Raw genomic sequence first — 16,199 nt, 5'->3', positions numbered from 1 at the left:
CCGGGGTCAGGCGTTGGTCCGGCGCTTAAGCCAACCCCAGACACCCGTTGCGACGAACAGGACCAGGCCGATGATGGCGAGCCACAAGAGGCCCTTCACGACGAAGCCGACGATGGACAGAATGAGCCAAACGACAAGAAGTCCAATGATTATTCCCATGGGGCCACTCTAGGCCTGCCTGGCTGCAATGGCGCGGGCATTCGACTGCGTTTCGCCCATCAAGATGGATGGAAACTCTTTGGTGGAGCTAAGGAGATTCGAACTCCTGACCTCTTCGATGCGAACGAAGCGCTCTACCAACTGAGCTATAGCCCCGGGATTCTCCGCACCCTGCCAGGTACTGCAAGCCGGTGCGGAACCGGTGACCCTAGGCTACAAATAATCAGCGTCCAACACCAAATTGGCGCTCGCAGACACGCGCAGGACCCTTCCGGGCGCCTACGCGCGTCGGCGCTGGAGGACGTCGTCGAGGTTGCTCAAGGCGCTCTGCGCCTTGGTCAGCTGCGGGGTACCCGCCGGCTGGGCCGCAGCCTCCTGGGCTTCGGCGCCGGCAGCCCCCTGCTTCAGCAACGGCTTGCCGACCGCCTTGGGAGCGTCCGGGAGCTCAAGCGGCAATGGCGCCGGACGCTCGGCCTTGGCTGCCTCCACATACGTTGGCTTGGGAACTTCTACGGGCTCCCACGGAGTGCCTGTGGGAGCGCCAGCACCGGCTGCAGCTGCACTGGTGTCACCGGCGGCTACAGCGACGGCGAGGGCCGCCTCACGCAGTTCCATGGCAGTGAGCGGCTTGGCCTTGGCCTCACCGGCTTCTGCGTCGAACAGGGGGCTGTCCGGCCGGACGGGAGCGGCGTCGGGTTTGGGCGGAATGACCTGGTCCGGCTCCTGTCGCCGGGCAGGCGCACTCATGGCGGAGCGGAAGGCTGCGTTAACCTTCGCTTTGCGGTCTCGGACCGCGAGCCACCGGAGCACGGCCACCGATCCGAAGGCCAGCGCAAAGGCAGTGAGTGGAAGCACGGGCGATCCCACTTCGAAGGGAAGGAGCACACCCGAGATGAAGGCGGTCACCAGGCACAGCACACCCACAAGGGCCAAGGCGGTCCGGCCGTACCGGATGCGGAACCGGGCCGGGGGCGGGGTGCTGGCAGCGCCGGCAGCGGCTGCGGCACTCTTGCTGGGTTCCATGGCTTTCTCCTGCTGGGCGGCGACGTTCAAGACCTTGCCGGCGTGCTGGTCCGGCCTTTCATCGGCGGGGACGTCCGCCAGGAAGTCGCCGGCGGCCTGGACCTGGCCCCTGCGGTTCCGGAGGACGTACGGGGCTACCCAAACGATCCAAAGCGCGACGGCAACCACGAGGATCACTGAGCTGCTAAGGGGGAAGTCCACACTCAAAACCGTATGAGCATCATGCCTGCTCAGGCCGCATTAGCGTCGGTGTGTCGTGCCCCTGCCCACAAACCGATGGATTTATGACGGGCGGGACGCCAGCCACGGGGCCAGCAGGCCGTCCGGGACTTCTTCCGAGGTCAGGGCAAACGAGCGGTGATCCGCCCACCGGCCGTTAATGTGCAGGAAACGGGGCCGGTATCCTTCATCCCGGAATTTCAGCTTCTCCACCACCCGCAAGCTGGGTCCGTTCTCCGGCCGGATGTTGATCTCCATCCGGTGCAGCCCAAGTGTCCGGAAGCAGTGGTCCGTCACCAGGGCCACGGAGGTGGGCGCAATCCCCCGGCCGGCCCTGTCCCGGTCCACCCAGTACCCCAGGGTGGCCATCATGGCCGAACCCCAGACAATCGAAGACACCGTCAACTGGCCCACGATGGCCGGATTCCGAAGTCCCGGTGTCCGCTCCGTGATGACGAAGGGAAGCGCAGAGGCTTGGGCCGCCTGCGCGTTGAGTGAACGCACCATGTGCCGGTAGTCGGGCAGCCCGCCTCCCGGTTCCGGGTTGGAGGCCTCCCAAGGCGCCAGCCACTCGCTGTTCCTGGACCGAACCTCGGTCCATTCCCTTTTGTCGCGGTAGCGGATGGGCCGCAGGACAAGGTCACCGCATTCGAGGGTGACCGGCCAGATGGGACCGGTACGCACGGCGCTAGCTGGAAAGGCCGGCGGTGAAACCCGGCAGCCATTCCCGCAGGCCGGGGCCCAGGTCATCGCTGTCGACGGCCAGCTGGACGCAGGCCTTCAGGTAGCTGAGCTTGTCGCCGGTGTCATAGCGGCGGCCGCGGAACACCACGCCGTAGACCCCGTGGCCCTCGCCGTCTCCGGACGCGAGTTCCTGCAGGGCATCGGTCAGCTGGATCTCGCCGCCGCGGCCGGGTGCGGTGTGCTCGAGGACATCAAACACGGCGGGGTGCAGGACGTAGCGGCCGATCAGTGCCAGGTTGGACGGCGCTTCCTCCGGTAAGGGCTTCTCCACGAGCCGGTTGACGCGGACGTAGTCCTCCCCGTCCAGTTCCTCGACGTCGGCGCAGCCGTAAGCACTGATTTGTGCGGGCTCCACTTCAATGAGGGCGACGACGGAGCCACCGGTTTTCGCCTGCACGTCCATCATCGTACTGAGCAGTTCGTCGCGGGCATCAATGAGGTCATCGCCCAGCAGGACAGCGAAGGCTTCGTCGCCAACGTGCTGCTTTGCCCGAAGTACGGCATGGCCAAGGCCGTGGGGGTCGCCTTGCCGGACGTAGTGGATGTCTCCCAACCGGCTGGCGGCCTGGATGGAGGCGAGCTTCTCCATATCGCCCTTGTCGGCGAGCGTTGACTCGAGGGAGGGCACGCGGTCGAAGTGGTCTTCCAGTGCACGTTTGTTACGGCCCGTAATCATCAGAATGTCGTTGAGGCCCACGTGGACGGCTTCCTCCACCACATACTGGATGGCAGGTTTGTCCACGACGGGGAGCATTTCCTTGGGCATTGCCTTGGTTGCCGGCAAGAACCTGGTGCCCAGGCCCGCTGCTGGGATGACGGCTTTGCGGACTCTGGGGTTACTGGTAGTCACCGGACTAATCTAACGTCAGCGTCAAGCATTTCAGTAACCACCGGCACAGCAACCCGGTTATCAGTCCCGTGACGCCAGGGAACGCCGGACAGCGAGGAAGGACACCATGCTGCAGGAGACGAATCCCGTCAAGGACGAAATCCGGGCAGCCCATCGGCGCCGGCGCGCGGCACGGACGCCGGCGGCCCTGGAGGCCGCCGGTTCGGCCCTGGCCCGCCACGGGGAAACCTGGGCAGGATCCGTCACCACCGGACGCCCGGGCCCCGTATGCGTCTACCTGGGAGTGGGTAAAGAACCCCCCACCATGCCGCTGGTCAGCGCCCTGCATGGCAGCGGCTACGATGTCCTGCTGCCGGTGTGCGAGCCCGGCCGTGAGCTGAGCTGGGTGTTCTGGACCCCGAACACCAGCTTCGAGCGCAGCAGGTATGCGCCCATCCTGGAACCCGCCGGACGCCGCCACGGGCCCGAGGTGGCCGGCGGTGCAGCCGCACTCATCATTCCGGCCACTGCCGTGGACCTGTCGGGCAACAGGATCGGCCAGGGCGGCGGCTACTACGACACCTTCCTGGGGCACCTCGCCACCGCCGGGAAGGAAATCCCGCTTGCCGCTGTTATCTACGACGATGAACTGCTGCCCGCAGGCCGGATTCCTGCCGAGGAATTCGACCGTCCGGTTCCCGGTGTCCTGATGCCGTCCGGATACCGGCGCCTGACGGGTGGCGCCTGAGCCCGGTCCCCACCGGACGCAGTGATAGAATTAGCACTCAGGCCCTGCGACTGCTAATGGATTACCAGGTGGCAGCACGGGACCTCTCGTTTGCCCAAGAGGAGGAGCACCAGTGCCAACATATGCTTACGCCTGCAAGGATTGCGGCCACGCCTTCGACATCGTCCAGTCGTTTTCGGACAGCAGCCTGACATCCTGCCCCGAATGCGAGGGCACGTTGCGCAAGAAGTTCAACAGTGTGGGTGTGGTTTTCAAGGGTTCCGGTTTTTACCGCACCGACTCCCGCGATTCCAAGGGCAGCTCTGTCTCCCCCGCCCCGGCTGCGGCGCCGGCGCCTGCTGCAGCGCCCGCCGCGGCAGCTGCGGCCAACTAGCCCCAAGCACTGATAACGACGACGGCCGGCGCCTTATGACGCCGGCCGCCTTTGTCCACATAGCAGCCGCGCCCACCCCCTCGCCGCCTCGGCCACCACTAGCGTGGGCGCATGCCTCTATATCCACGCCGCGGCCACGATGGCCTCCGGACCCAGAGCTCCCGTAACACCGGCCGTTCTGCCAAGGCGAACCGCCCCGTCCCGGTTCGGGTTGCCGTTTTGCTGAGCCGCCACCGCCGCCTCGCCGCTGCCCTGCTGCTGTGTGCAGCGGCGGCCATCACGGTCAATCAGCTCACTCCCGCTCCGCTCTCAACCGTGACAGCGCTGGCCGCTGCACGGGATCTGCCCGCCGGAACCGCGGTGACGGAATCGGACCTGGCCAGCGTCCACGTGCCGCCCGGAATGGTGGCCGAGGGTTTCCTCCAGGACACCGCCGCAGCCGCCGGCAAGCAGCTCGCAGCACCGCTGCGAAAAGGCCAGCTCCTCACTGACGCGCAACTTTTGGGCCCGGGCCTCCTCACGGGGACGCCTCCCGGCTCGGCCGCGGTTCCGCTCCGCATGGCGGACCCGTCCTCCATCCAGCTGGTCTCACCGGGCCAGTTGGTCAACGTGGTGCTCACCTCGGCCAACGGCTTTGACCAGCAAGGCCCCTCCGAGGTGCTCGCGTCTGCGGTCCCCGTGCTGTGGACCTCGCACAAGGGCGGCCAAAGCGGTCAGTGGCTGGGCACAACGGAGACCGACGGGCTGATCGTGGTGGCCGCCAACGCGGAACAATCATCCCGGCTGGCCGGAGCATCGACCCAGGGCAGGCTCTTCTTCGTCCTGGTCGGTCCGCCGTGACACCACGGCACCCGGGACCCACCGCTGACTGCTCCACCCGCGGCCTTGCGGCACGGGTTACCCAGATGTTCGGCACCGAATGCCGGATGCCACAGCAAAGATTTCCCGGCGACCCTCTGGCTGCCCGGGGCCCGGGTCTGTTGGTCAGCCCCAGTGCGGCGGCTTCTGTTCCTTCAACCAGGCGTCGTGGTCGTCCTCCCGGTCGCCCCAGCTGCGGGCGTCGTCTTCCGCGGCCTTGCTGGGCAGGACTTCTTCGGGACCACCGGTGGCCCGCGCTGCCGGTGGAGCCGGCTGCGGCGTGCCCGCCGGGGTTACTCCGCCAGCTGCTGGTTCCGTGTTCTCGTTCTCGCGCATATCTTCCCCGGCCCGATCTTCCGCGGGCCCCTGTTCGTCGGTAACACTGTCTTCCGCGGCCATGCCACCCGCCTCCTTGGTGTCCAGGCCACCGGCGCGCCGGCCCTGGCTTGGCCGGACCCCCGCGGAGGGTTCACCGGCGTCGTTCCGGTTCCCGCCACTGCCGTGCCGGGGAAGGTACACAACCCCGGTGGCCGGTGCTGCATCAATACCATTGAGCGCCTGGTCAACGTCGTCGTCAAGGAATCCGCCCGACGGTGCGGGCCTGCCCGGCAGTGCCAGGTTCTCCAGGCCGAGGTACCCGGCGATGCGGTCGGCGCAGGACGACGGATCGGTGAACACCTCGATGGTCCACAACGGCATATAACGCCATCCCAGGCGTTCCAGCAGTTGCGGGCGCAATCTGCTGCGTTCCCGTACGCTCATGGTGCGGTACTGCCCGGTGCCGTCCGATTCGATGGCCACCGGGCGTGGCAGGTCGGCTTCGTCCTTGCCCATGGTGTTCAGCGGGTCAGCCGCGGCTACAACGTCGATGGCGCCGTCGTACTGGTGCCACACCCGGGCACCGCGCGCACGCAACCTGTCACCCAAGTCGGCTACCAGGGGATCCGCGCCGAGTGCCTGTTCGCTGGCGGCGGCCCGGGACGCGGGAGTGCCGAGGTCGGTGTTACCGGAAATTTCGCGGTTCAGCAGCGTGTACAGGTCCACAGCCCCGTGCGTGAGCCGGGTGTGGTCCAGGTCTTCGGGCCGGAAGCAGGTGAGCACATGCATGGAACGCCGCGCCCGGGTCATGGCCAGGGCAAACTTCTCCCGGCCACCCTCTGCCGAGAGGGGCCCAAAGTTGTGGAGCGCGCGGCCATGGGGAGTCCTGCCGAACCCGGGCGAGAAAATAACGTGGTCGCGGACCAGGCCCTGGGCTCGTTCCAGGTCCACAACCCTGAAGGACTCCGGACCGGCACCGAAGAAGCCGGCCATGCCGGGCTGGTTGGACAGCTGAAGGCGGATGGACTCGCCAATCCTGGCGGCGTGCCGGAGGCTGGCGGTGACCACGGCAAGCGAGGTGCGCGGACGCAGGCGGGCATGCTCGAACACGAGCTCGACCACCCGGTTGACCTCAGCCACCACGGACTCCACGCCCTCGTGATCGGCACTGGGCAGGCCGGTACCGTCAGGCAGGTACTCCACCAGCAGCGACCGGTCCAGGCCCGTGGCCGACTGGCCTTCGGGCAGCCGGCGCAGGCCGCCGTCGTAAAAGTTCTTGCTCAGCTGCAGGACGAGGTCCTCGTCCACCGCGCGGTACACCACGTTGAGCCGCCAGACGGGAAGCACCGCGGAGAGCGCGGTGAAGGCGCTTTCCACCCGGTGGTGGGCAGTCTCGCCCGCGGCGAGTCGTTCCACGCCCACGGTGAAGGTCCGCGGCGATGCGATGCGCGGGTCGCCAAAGGCAATCACCTGGCGTGCTCGGGCAATCGACGGCAGGACGGCCTGCAACGAGGTGGCCTCGGCATCCAAGATCACGACGGCGTCGAAGTGCTGTTCGGCCGGCAGCAGCCCGGTCATCAGGTAAGGGCTGACAGACCACACCGGAACCAGCGTCCCGATCAGGTCGGGGGCCTGGGCGGTCAGGGCCGGCAGCGACACCCGGCCGTCCTTGAGCAGGCTGCGCAGGAGCCCGGCCTGGCGCGGCTGTTCGGCGATGGCCCCACGCCAGCGTTCCGCCAGGTCCCAGCGCAGGCGCGCGCCGCCGCTGGCGATGTGGGCGTTGTCTGCCAACCGGTACTCGGCCTCAAGCTGGCGGAGGGCGTCGCCGTCGGACATGGCCAGGTAGTCATCACCGCTGATCATTGCCTCGAGCGCGGACTGCCACCAGGCCAGTTCCAGCTCGGCGGCAACGGACCGTTCCGGGACTTCCCGCTCCGCAAGGTCCGCGAGGAGTTCACCGAGACCGTGCTCGCGCATGTTTTCGATCAGGAGGGTGCGCTCGGGCAGCGTCTTGAGGGTGCCGGTATCCGCCACCAGGCGTTCCAGCCGTTCCATCAACTGCGCATAGGGCGCAGCGGCGAGGGATCCGCCGGCTTCCGTGTGGCGGAGCGCCTGGCCCAGCTGCGCCAGCTCCCCGTCCAGCGACCGGTACATGGCGTTCATTTCGGCCAGCCCGGACGGCACCGCCGGGTGGCGCTGGGTGGTGGCGTAACCGGCCCAGAGGGCACGCTGCTCCTGGACCAGTACCAAGGATGTGTGCAGGTCTGCGATGTGCACGCCTGGGCGCACGTATTCCTTGGCCACCCGGCGCAACCTGGAGCGCTGCATGGAAGTCATCTCGATGCCGCGCTCACGGCGCCAGGCTGACGGTGCGGTAGCGGAAATCAGGTCCGTCACGGGCCGGTCAAAGATGTCCGGCGTGAATTTGTCCAGGCTGCCGCGGACGGCAACCAGCAGCTCCAGCTGCTCGCCCCACTCGGCAAAGGACTCCCCCAGCCGGATTTCGGCGTGCTCGGCAACGGCGTCCATGCGGCCGCGCAGGACCGGGAGGCTCTCGGCCACGGAGCGGACCAGGTCCTGGGCTTCCTCGGTTTCCTTACGGGTCAGCAGCCGTGCGCCGTGCCAGGGACTGGTGGTGGCAGCCTTGCTGAAGCTGCCCAGTTCGGCAGCCCGGCGCAGCCTGCCGGCCAGTTCATCACGGTCCCGGATGCTGTCCAGGACGCTTCGCTTCAGCCGGACGGTGGTGGCCGGTGCCGGGTGGATTGAGGTGAGCTCGGCAAGTGACTGCATTGCCTGGTAGGGCGAGCAGCCCCACCGGTCGCGGACGTTATGGAGCGAGGCCACATGGTCCATGAGGGCATGCCGGTGCTCGGTCAGGGTGGTGTGGAGGTTGCCAAGCTGGGGTTCCAGGGACTTTTCGTTGCGGACGATTGCCCGCACCAGTTGGCCCTTCAGCTGCTGGGCGGTGACGTTCCCGGAGAGCTGGAAAAGGATGGATTCCAGCCCGAGGGATTCCAGCTGGCCGGACACCTCGTTCAGGCTGGCACGGCGGTCGCCCACCACCAGCACCGTCTTTCCGGCATCCACCAGGGCACCGATGGTATTGATGGCGGTCTGGGTCTGTCCGGTGCCCGGCGGGGTACTGACCACCAGCGAGTCGCCGGCCCGGGCAGCATCTATTACATACTGCTGGTCCGTGTCCGCGTCCAGGAGCAGCAACTCGTCTTGGGGGTGCCTGTTGTCCAGGTGCGGGAAACGGGAGGGGTCCGGGTCTTCGACATCCACCACTTCGCCTCCGGCGGCGGTAGCCAGAGCAGACACGATGGGATGGGAGTCGTTGATCCAGGGATCGTCCAGGTTGCCGGAGAGATCGGCGAAGGTGGAAACGAGCAGGTTGTGCTGGGTTTCCGCACCGTGGATGGGCCGGATCAGGCTTGCCAGCCGGTCCAGGACGGGCTGGGGGTCGAACCGGGCGGTGCTGTAAGCGAGGCGAGTCACGGCGTTGACGTCGAAGACGATCCCGTGGATGTTCTTCAGGTGCCGCACCAGGGCGGGGTTGATGTGCGCCTGTTCGGTGAGCTGCAGTTCGAAGTCGTCCTCCCCCGGACGGACCGTGAGGGAGATGGCAGTCAGCATGACGGGGGCGGACACGCGCTGGGGCTTACCCCCGACGGCGGACGTCCACACCACGGTGCCGGCCGACAGGTATCCGGCGTCGATGCCGCGGTCGTTGGAGAGCTCGAAGATCTTTGACCGGATGTTGCGCGACGCCCTGGCCGCCACCACGTACTGCTGGCGGTCCCGGATCAGCGTTGACAGGCGTGTGCGGCGCCCTGCCATGAGCTGGGCGAGCCCGGAAGGGTGCGCGGATGTGAGGTCGATGGAGCCTTCGGGGGTCTTGGTGAAGCGCAGCATCGTGTCCGCGCCGGTGACGGGTTTAAGCCCGGACAGCCATTTGCGAAGCTCTTCCGAGCCTTCCGGGTGGCCTTGACCAACTGACACTTCTGCCTTCTTTTCTGCGTTTGCACGTGACGCCTTGGACCATACCGGCATAGATTCGAGAGTAGCCGCTCCGGTGCCGGACTTTGGCGACCGCAACACTGGAGCACAGGAAATTGCGGGGATTCTCCCGGGAAAAACAGTGGCCGGCCTCCGCTGGCGGAGGCCGGCCACTCAAGGGGCTATTCCCATTCGATGGTTCCCGGCGGCTTGCTGGTGACGTCCAGCACCACCCGGTTGACGCCGTCCACCTCGTTGGTGATCCGGTTGGAGATCCGGGCCAGGAGATCATAGGGCAGGCGCGACCAGTCGGCCGTCATGGCGTCCTCGGAGGACACGGGACGGAGCACGATCGGGTGGCCGTAGGTGCGGCCGTCGCCCATGACGCCGACGCTGCGGACGTCGGCGAGCAGCACGACGGGCATCTGCCAGACCTCGTTGTCCAGGCCGGCGGCGGTCAGTTCGGCACGCGCAATGGCGTCCGCCTTGCGCAGCAGGTCCAGCCGTTCCTTGGTAATGTCGCCGACGATCCGGATACCCAGGCCGGGGCCCGGGAACGGTTGGCGGCCGACGATCTCCTGCGGCAGGCCGAGCTGTGCACCCACGGCACGGACCTCGTCCTTGAACAGGGCGCGCAGCGGTTCAACGAGTTCGAACTGCAGGTCCTCCGGGAGGCCGCCCACGTTGTGGTGGCTCTTGATGTTGGCAGCACCTTCGCCGCCGCCGGATTCGACGACATCCGGGTACAGCGTGCCCTGGACCAGGAATTTGATCTTCTCCCCGTGTGCAGCAGCGTCGGCGATGATGGCCAGTTCCGCTTCCTCGAAGGCGCGAATGAATTCGCGGCCGATGATCTTTCGCTTGGTTTCGGGATCGCTCACGCCCGCCAGCGCCGAAAGGAAGCGTTCCTGCTCGTTGGCGACGTACAGCTTCACGCCGGTGGCGGCGACGAAGTCGCGCTCCACCTGCTCTGCTTCGCCTTCGCGCAACAGGCCGTGGTCAACGAAGACACAGGTGAGCTGGTCGCCCACTGCACGCTGCACCAGGGCAGCGGCCACGGCCGAGTCGACACCGCCGGAGAGGCCGCAGATGACCCGCGCGTCCCCCACCTGCTGGCGGATGCGCTCCACCTGCTCTTCGAGGATATTGCCGGTGGTCCAGTTGGGTTCCAGCTTGGCGCCCTTGAAGAGGAAGTTCTCCAGGACCTGCTGGCCATAGGCGGAGTGCTTGACTTCCGGGTGCCACTGCACGCCGTACAGGCACTTTTCCTCATTGGCGAAGGCCGCGACTTCGGCGCCTGCGGTGGTGGCCAGGACATCGAAGCCTTCAGGCGCTTCATGGACGGAGTCGCCGTGGCTCATCCAGGTCTTTTGGTGCTGCGGCATCCCTTCGAGGACCGAACGCCCGTCGCCCAGGATGGTGGTTTCGGTTGAGCCGTACTCCCGCAGCCCGGTCTTATCCACCTTGCCGCCCAGGGCGTTGGCCATGGCCTGGAAGCCGTAGCAGATGCCAAAGACGGGGACGCCGGCTTCGAAGAGGTCGGCACCTACGCTCGGGGCGCCGTCGGCATAGACGCTGGAGGGGCCACCGGACAGGATGATGGCGGCGGGGTTCTTGGCCAGTAGCTGCTCGGTGGTGTAGGTATGCGGAACCACTTCCGAATACACATTCGCTTCCCGGACGCGGCGGGCAATCAGCTGCGCGTACTGGGCACCGTAATCAACAACCAGCACCGGCTTCTGGGAAGTCTGGGATGCAGTGGGAGTAGTCACCGTACTAGCCTACTTTGCGCCGTTGCACCGACGCACCTTGAGAAGCCGCCCTGTGACGGATCAGACGTCCGCGGCAGGGCGGAACTGCTCAGTAACGCTGCGGCGCCTGCGGGTTGGCGGCGAGCTCAGCCTCCACCTCGGCGTGGAACTTTTTCTCGACGATGAAGGACAGGAACGGCACCACGCCGCCGAGGGCCAGCAGGACCAGCTTCAGGAACGGCCAGCGCATGAGGGACCAGAGCCGGAAGTTGGAGATCAGGTACACCACGTACATCCAGCCGTGGACGATCAGGACTATGACGGAGACGTTGACGCCGTTCAGCACGGCCTGCGGTTCGGCGTCGGCGAATCCGAAGCCAAAGGGCTGGCCGGTGAGGGCGCTGGTGCCGCCGGCGAACAGGTACTGTCCGAAGCCGTACCGGGCCACCAGTTCCGCGCACAGCAGGAGCAGCATGGTGCCGGTGAGGTAGGCCATGACCTTGTAGAACTTCAGGGCCGACCGGATCTGCGCTTCAGTGCCGCCGAAGCGGCGCTTCTTGCCGGACGTCTTGCCGCCGGTGGCCTGCGACGAGGGGGTGGCCGGTTTCGGATCAATCATGGCTGTACCTTCTGCTGGTGCGGTTCAGGTTGCTGCTGTTCGTTCTGGTGCTGTGCGGGGGCATCGGAATCCCCGGCTTCGTCGAGGGCCTCTTCAAGGTCCCGGTGGTAGTCGTCCTTGACCAGCCGCCACCAGATGAAGAGGGCGAAGCCGGCAAAAACCACCCACTCGATGGAGTAGAAGAGGTTGAGCCAGTTGATCTGCTGCGACGGTGGCTGCGGGCCGATGTTCAGCGGAAGCAGGCTGCCAGGCACTGACGCAGCACTGACATCCTTGCCACCCACCACCTCGGCCGTGGCCGAGACGAAGCCCGGGTAGCTGCTGACACCCCAGTAATTGATGAGCTCGGCAACAGACACTGCCGAGGCCTCACCCGGCTTGGGAGCCTTGCCGGGAACAGGTGCTTCAGAGGGAATCAGGCGCCCGGTCAGTTCAACAACGCCCGACGGCGGGGCTGACGCGTCGGCGGGGTCGGCCACCCAGCCGCGTGCCACCGGGATCCAGGTTTGCGGGGACGCAGCCGCGCCCGTCAAGGTTGGGGCGCCGTTGACGGCAAAGGCGGAAACAACCCAGTAGCCGGTTTTTCCTTCATGGAGCCTCCCGGGGACCAGCACCTGTTTGTCAGGGCTGTACGTTCCTTGGGCGGTGACCATCTGGTCTGAAACGCTGCCGTGAAAGAACTCACCGGGCTGGAGGGTGCTGGTCAGCGGCTGGACCTGTTCAGTGGTGGGGTTGACCGGCGCTTCGGACTGCGTGGAACGGCCGAATTGCCACTGGCTGAGCAGCACGAAGACCCCGGAAAGTGCGATCGCGAAGATGAAGCCTGCGATCCATCGGGGCTTAAGGGCTGTTTTCCACACGTCTTAACCGTACTTCGTACTTCTGTAGAACAACTAAACGCCGGGGCGTCCGGGTCGCTGCGCGGACCGGGCCGGCTTAGTGGTCGAAGAACACCAGGCTGGAATTGATGAGCTCGGCGATCACTTCGGCGTCGTAGGCCCGCCGCAGGGATTCGCGGAAGGATTCCTTGGACAGCGACCGGGCCAGGGTGGCCAGGACTTCCAGGTGGTCCGAGAACGAGCTGGCGGGGGTGGCGATCAGCAGGATTACGGTGGCCGGGCCGTCCGCGGCACCGAAGTCCAGGGCGTGGCCGTACTTGGTGATCCCGACGGCGATCGACGTACGGGAAACGAACTCGCTGCGCGCGTGCGGCAGCCCAACTCCGCCGGGGAGGCCGGTTGCCAGCTGGTGCTCCCGGGCGTTGACGTTCTTGAGGAACCCGCCCAGGTCCGAAATCCGCCCGGCGGCGTAGAGCCGTTCTGCCAGCTGGTTGGTGGCGTCGGTTTTGTCTTTCGCCTCCAGCTCCAGGATCACCATCTCGGGGGTGGTGAGTTCGGCGTCATACGGGTCAAGTGGTTCCGCCAAGGCGTATCCCTTCAGTCGGCAGTGCGGGGCGAACGGCCCCTCAGCGCAAGGGCACGATGTCTTCCACGCCCAGGCGGGCGGCGTCCGCGGATTCGTCGTCCGGCTGTTGCTGGCTGAGGCGCTCGGCCTCCACCCGGGCAATATAGTGGCGGACTTCGTTTTCGCGCTGCGCGTCACTCCAGCCAAGAACGTCACCCATCAGTTTAGCGACAACGGGGGCGGCGGACACGCCCCGGTCCCACGCCTCGATGGAAATCCGTGTGCGGCGGGTCAGGACGTCCTGCACATGGCGGGCACCCTCATGGGTGGCAGCGTAAACGGCTTCCGCCTGCAGGTAATCATCGGCCCCGGGGATGGGCTCGGCCAGGTCCTTGTCCTGTTCGATGATCGCCAGGACCTCGGGCGTCATGGAGCCGTACCGGTTGAGCAGGTGCTCTATCCGGGCCACGTGCACGCCCGATTCCTCGGCGGTACGGTTCCTCCGGTTCCAGGCAGCCCGGAAGCCGCTGGCGCCGAGGAGCGGGATGGTTTCGGTGCAGCTGGGCGGAACGCGTTCGTCCATGGTGCGGGTGGCCTCGTCGACGGCGTCCTTGGCCATGACCCGGTAGGTGGTCCACTTTCCGCCGGCCACGACCACGAGGCCGGGGACCGGGTGTGCCACCACGTGTTCGCGGGAGAGTTTGGCCGTGGAGTCGTTTTCGCCGGCGAGCAGCGGCCGGAGCCCGGCGTAGACCCCTTCGACGTCCTCCCTGGTCAATGGCCGTTTCAGGACCGTGTTGACGTGTTCGAGGATGTAGTCGATGTCCTTGCTGGAGGCGGCCGGGTGGGCTTTGTCCAGGTGCCAGTCGGTATCGGTAGTGCCGATGATCCAGTGCCGCCCCCAGGGAATCACGAACAGCACGGACTTCTCCGTGCGGAGGATCAGCCCCACGGTTGACTGGAACCGGTCGCGGGGAACCACCAGGTGGATGCCCTTGGAGGCGCGGACTTTCAACTGGCCCCGGTCGGTGACCATGGCTTGGGTTTCATCCGTCCATACGCCGGTGGCATTGATGACCTGCCTGGCGCGGACCTTGAACGTTGTCCCGTCCTCGCGGTTGGCCACTTTGGCGCCTACCACCCGCTCCCCTTCGCGCAGGAAGTCCACTACGGCCATTTGGTTCACTGCGTGGGCGCCGTAGTAGGCGGCGGTGCGGACGAGGTTCGCCACGTACTTTGCGTCATCCACCTGGCCGTCGTAGTACCGGATGGACCCGACGAAGGCGTCGTCCTTCAGGCTGGGCGCGGCACGGAGGGTTCCGCGCCTGCTCAGGTGTTTGTGGAACGGCACGCCGCGGCTGTGTCCGCTGGAGATCGACATGACGTCGTACAGCGCAATGCCGGCGCCCACGTAGGGCCGCTCGATGAAAGGCTTGGTCAGCGGATACAGGAATGGCACCGGCCGGGCCAGGTGCGGGGCAAGTTCCGAGAGCAGGAGGCCGCGTTCCTGAAGGGCCTCTTTGACCAGAGCGAAGTCCAGCATTTCCAGGTAGCGGAGGCCACCGTGAATGAGTTTCGAAGACCGCGAGGACGTCCCGGCGGCCCAGTCGCTTGCCTCGACGATGCCAACACTCAGCCCACGGGTCACGGCATCCAGTGCTGCCCCCGCGCCAACGATGCCGCCGCCGACGATCAGGATGTCCAGCTCCTGGCCGGGTTCCGCCGTGGCGCGCAACCGCTCTATGGATGCGTCCCTGGCTTCCGGGCCGAGAACTCCGCCGTTTGCAGGAACACTCTTCATTGAACGCCTCCAGTGCCGCTAGTGCCGGTAGTAAACCCACACTACTTGCTGGCGGCGCGCTTTGGGCAGGGCGGCCGTGGCCCCTGCCCAAAGCGCAAACGGGTCAGTTCCCGGCGTAGGGGGAAACGACGACGTCGACCCGCTGGAACTCCTTCAGGTCCGAGTAGCCGGTGGTTGCCATGGAGCGGCGCAGCGCACCAATGAGGTTGGACGTACCGTTCGTGTGGTGGCCCGGGCCGAAGAGGACTTCCTCGAGCGGGCCCACGGTGCCGACGTTGGCGCGGTCGCCGCGCGGGAGCTCGGTGTGGTGCGCTTCCTGGCCCCAGTGCCATCCTTTGCCCGGCGCTTCCTCTGCCCGGGCCAGCGCACTGCCCAGCATGACGGCGTCCGCGCCCATCGCAATGGCCTTGACGATGTCACCCGAGGTGCCCATGCCGCCGTCGGCAATCACGTGCACGTATCGGCCACCGGACTCGTCCATGTAATCCCGGCGGGCGGCTGCGACGTCGGAAATGGCCGACGCCATGGGCGAGTGGATGCCCAGCGCGCGCCGCGTGGTGGTGGTTGCGCCGCCGCCGAAGCCCACCAGCACACCGGCCGCGCCGGTCCGCATCAGGTGCAGCGCCGGGGTGTAGCCGGCCGCGCCGCCCACGATGACAGGGACGTCGAGTTCGTAGATGAACTGCTTGAGGTTCAGCGGTTCGTGGTTCTTGGAGACGTGCTCGGCAGACACGGTGGTGCCGCGGATGACGAAGATGTCGACGCCGGCGGCCACGACCGTCTTGTAGTGCTCCTGGGTGCGCTGCGGCGTGAGCGATCCGGCCACGGTGACGCCGGCCTCGCGGATTTCGGCCAGTCGGGACGTGATGAGTTCCGGCTGGATGGGTGCCAGGTACAGCTCCTGCATCCGGCCCGTCACGGCGGGGCTGTTGACCTCGTCCTGCAGGGCCGCGATCTCATCCAGCACGGACTGCGGGTCCTCGTACCGGGTCCACAGGCCTTCCAGGTCGAGCACGCCCAGGCCGCCCAGGCGGCCGAGAGCGATGGCCGTCTGCGGGGACATGGCCGAGTCCATCGGGGCCGCGATCACCGGCATGTCGAACTGGTACGCGTCGATCTGCCAGGAGACGGAGACGTCCTTGGGGTCGCGGGTGCGACGGTTGGGGACGATTGCAATGTCATCCAGGGAGTAGGCACGACGCCCACGCTTGCCACGGCCGATCTCGATCTCATAAGTCACTGCTCTAGGTTATCCCAGCAGCTCCGGTGGCCCGCTCTGGGCTGCGTCCAGATGGGCAGTCCTGCCCATGGAGGACCAGCCGGACAACCACGTAGCCTTGAGCAGGGGGATTCG

At 66.6% G+C, this 16,199-nt stretch carries 14 protein-coding genes and 1 tRNA gene; 3 read left to right on the top strand and 12 right to left on the bottom strand.

Annotated elements, in window-relative coordinates; genetic code table 11:
• Positions 1–6: 6 nt before the first annotated feature.
• The 5 genes from QF050_RS10460 to galU all read right to left on the bottom strand — a co-directional run bounded on the left by QF050_RS10460 (position 7) and on the right by galU (position 2,995).
• Positions 7–159: a hypothetical protein gene (locus tag QF050_RS10460; protein WP_308930369.1), complete on the bottom strand. Its 153-nt coding sequence runs from the start codon at positions 157–159 to the stop codon at positions 7–9.
• 80 nt (positions 160–239) lie between these two features.
• A tRNA-Ala gene (locus QF050_RS10455) sits at positions 240–315 on the bottom strand.
• 123 nt (positions 316–438) lie between these two features.
• The gene (locus tag QF050_RS10450) at positions 439–1,359 is read right to left on the bottom strand and encodes a hypothetical protein (protein WP_308932146.1); all 921 of its coding nucleotides are present in this window, start codon (positions 1,357–1,359) and stop codon (positions 439–441) included.
• Between the two features lie 105 nt (positions 1,360–1,464).
• On the bottom strand, positions 1,465–2,085 hold the full coding sequence (locus QF050_RS10445; protein WP_308930368.1) for a GNAT family protein: 621 nt from the start codon (positions 2,083–2,085) through the stop codon (positions 1,465–1,467).
• Positions 2,086–2,089: 4 nt separating this feature from the next.
• A complete protein-coding gene (gene galU / locus QF050_RS10440; protein ID WP_308930367.1) occupies positions 2,090–2,995 on the bottom strand; it encodes a UTP--glucose-1-phosphate uridylyltransferase GalU in 906 nt (301 codons plus the stop codon).
• A gap of 106 nt (positions 2,996–3,101) precedes the next feature.
• On the opposite strand from galU, the gene QF050_RS10435 reads away from it, so the two are divergent.
• The 3 genes from QF050_RS10435 to QF050_RS10425 all read left to right on the top strand — a co-directional run bounded on the left by QF050_RS10435 (position 3,102) and on the right by QF050_RS10425 (position 4,935).
• Complete coding sequence (locus QF050_RS10435; RefSeq protein ID WP_374121520.1) at positions 3,102–3,722, top strand: 5-formyltetrahydrofolate cyclo-ligase; 621 nt, start codon at positions 3,102–3,104, stop codon at positions 3,720–3,722.
• A gap of 112 nt (positions 3,723–3,834) precedes the next feature.
• Entirely contained in the window at positions 3,835–4,095 is a 261-nt protein-coding gene (locus QF050_RS10430; protein WP_308930366.1) for an FmdB family zinc ribbon protein, read from the top strand.
• 111 nt (positions 4,096–4,206) lie between these two features.
• Positions 4,207–4,935: an RcpC/CpaB family pilus assembly protein gene (locus tag QF050_RS10425; protein ID WP_308930365.1), complete on the top strand. Its 729-nt coding sequence runs from the start codon at positions 4,207–4,209 to the stop codon at positions 4,933–4,935.
• Positions 4,936–5,079: 144 nt separating this feature from the next.
• Here QF050_RS10425 and QF050_RS10420 read toward each other — a convergent pair whose 3' ends face one another.
• The 7 genes from QF050_RS10420 to QF050_RS10390 all read right to left on the bottom strand — a co-directional run bounded on the left by QF050_RS10420 (position 5,080) and on the right by QF050_RS10390 (position 16,085).
• Entirely contained in the window at positions 5,080–9,324 is a 4,245-nt protein-coding gene (locus tag QF050_RS10420) for an AAA family ATPase (protein ID WP_308930364.1), read from the bottom strand.
• A gap of 128 nt (positions 9,325–9,452) precedes the next feature.
• On the bottom strand, positions 9,453–11,042 hold the full coding sequence (gene guaA / locus QF050_RS10415) for a glutamine-hydrolyzing GMP synthase (protein WP_308930363.1): 1,590 nt from the start codon (positions 11,040–11,042) through the stop codon (positions 9,453–9,455).
• 88 nt (positions 11,043–11,130) lie between these two features.
• Positions 11,131–11,640: a DUF3817 domain-containing protein gene (locus QF050_RS10410; RefSeq protein ID WP_308930362.1), complete on the bottom strand. Its 510-nt coding sequence runs from the start codon at positions 11,638–11,640 to the stop codon at positions 11,131–11,133.
• Positions 11,637–12,500 (bottom strand): SURF1 family protein, encoded by an 864-nt coding sequence (locus QF050_RS10405; RefSeq protein WP_308930361.1) that lies wholly within the window; start codon positions 12,498–12,500, stop codon positions 11,637–11,639. The genes QF050_RS10410 and QF050_RS10405 overlap by 4 nt, the downstream gene beginning before the upstream one ends.
• 76 nt (positions 12,501–12,576) lie before the next feature.
• Positions 12,577–13,065, bottom strand: a complete 489-nt coding sequence (locus QF050_RS10400) for a PTS sugar transporter subunit IIA (protein ID WP_308930360.1) — start codon at positions 13,063–13,065, stop codon at positions 12,577–12,579.
• 40 nt (positions 13,066–13,105) lie between these two features.
• Complete coding sequence (locus QF050_RS10395) at positions 13,106–14,845, bottom strand: glycerol-3-phosphate dehydrogenase/oxidase (RefSeq protein WP_308930359.1); 1,740 nt, start codon at positions 14,843–14,845, stop codon at positions 13,106–13,108.
• Between the two features lie 103 nt (positions 14,846–14,948).
• Positions 14,949–16,085, bottom strand: coding sequence for a GuaB3 family IMP dehydrogenase-related protein (locus QF050_RS10390; RefSeq protein WP_308930358.1), 1,137 nt, complete (start codon positions 16,083–16,085; stop codon positions 14,949–14,951).
• Between the last annotated feature and the right edge of the window lie 114 nt (positions 16,086–16,199).

Source organism: Arthrobacter sp. SLBN-112, from assembly GCF_030944625.1.
Classification (GTDB): Bacteria; Actinomycetota; Actinomycetes; order Actinomycetales; family Micrococcaceae; genus Arthrobacter.
Note: the sequence above shows the minus strand (reverse complement) of the source record. Positions and strands in the feature narration are given on the sequence as shown.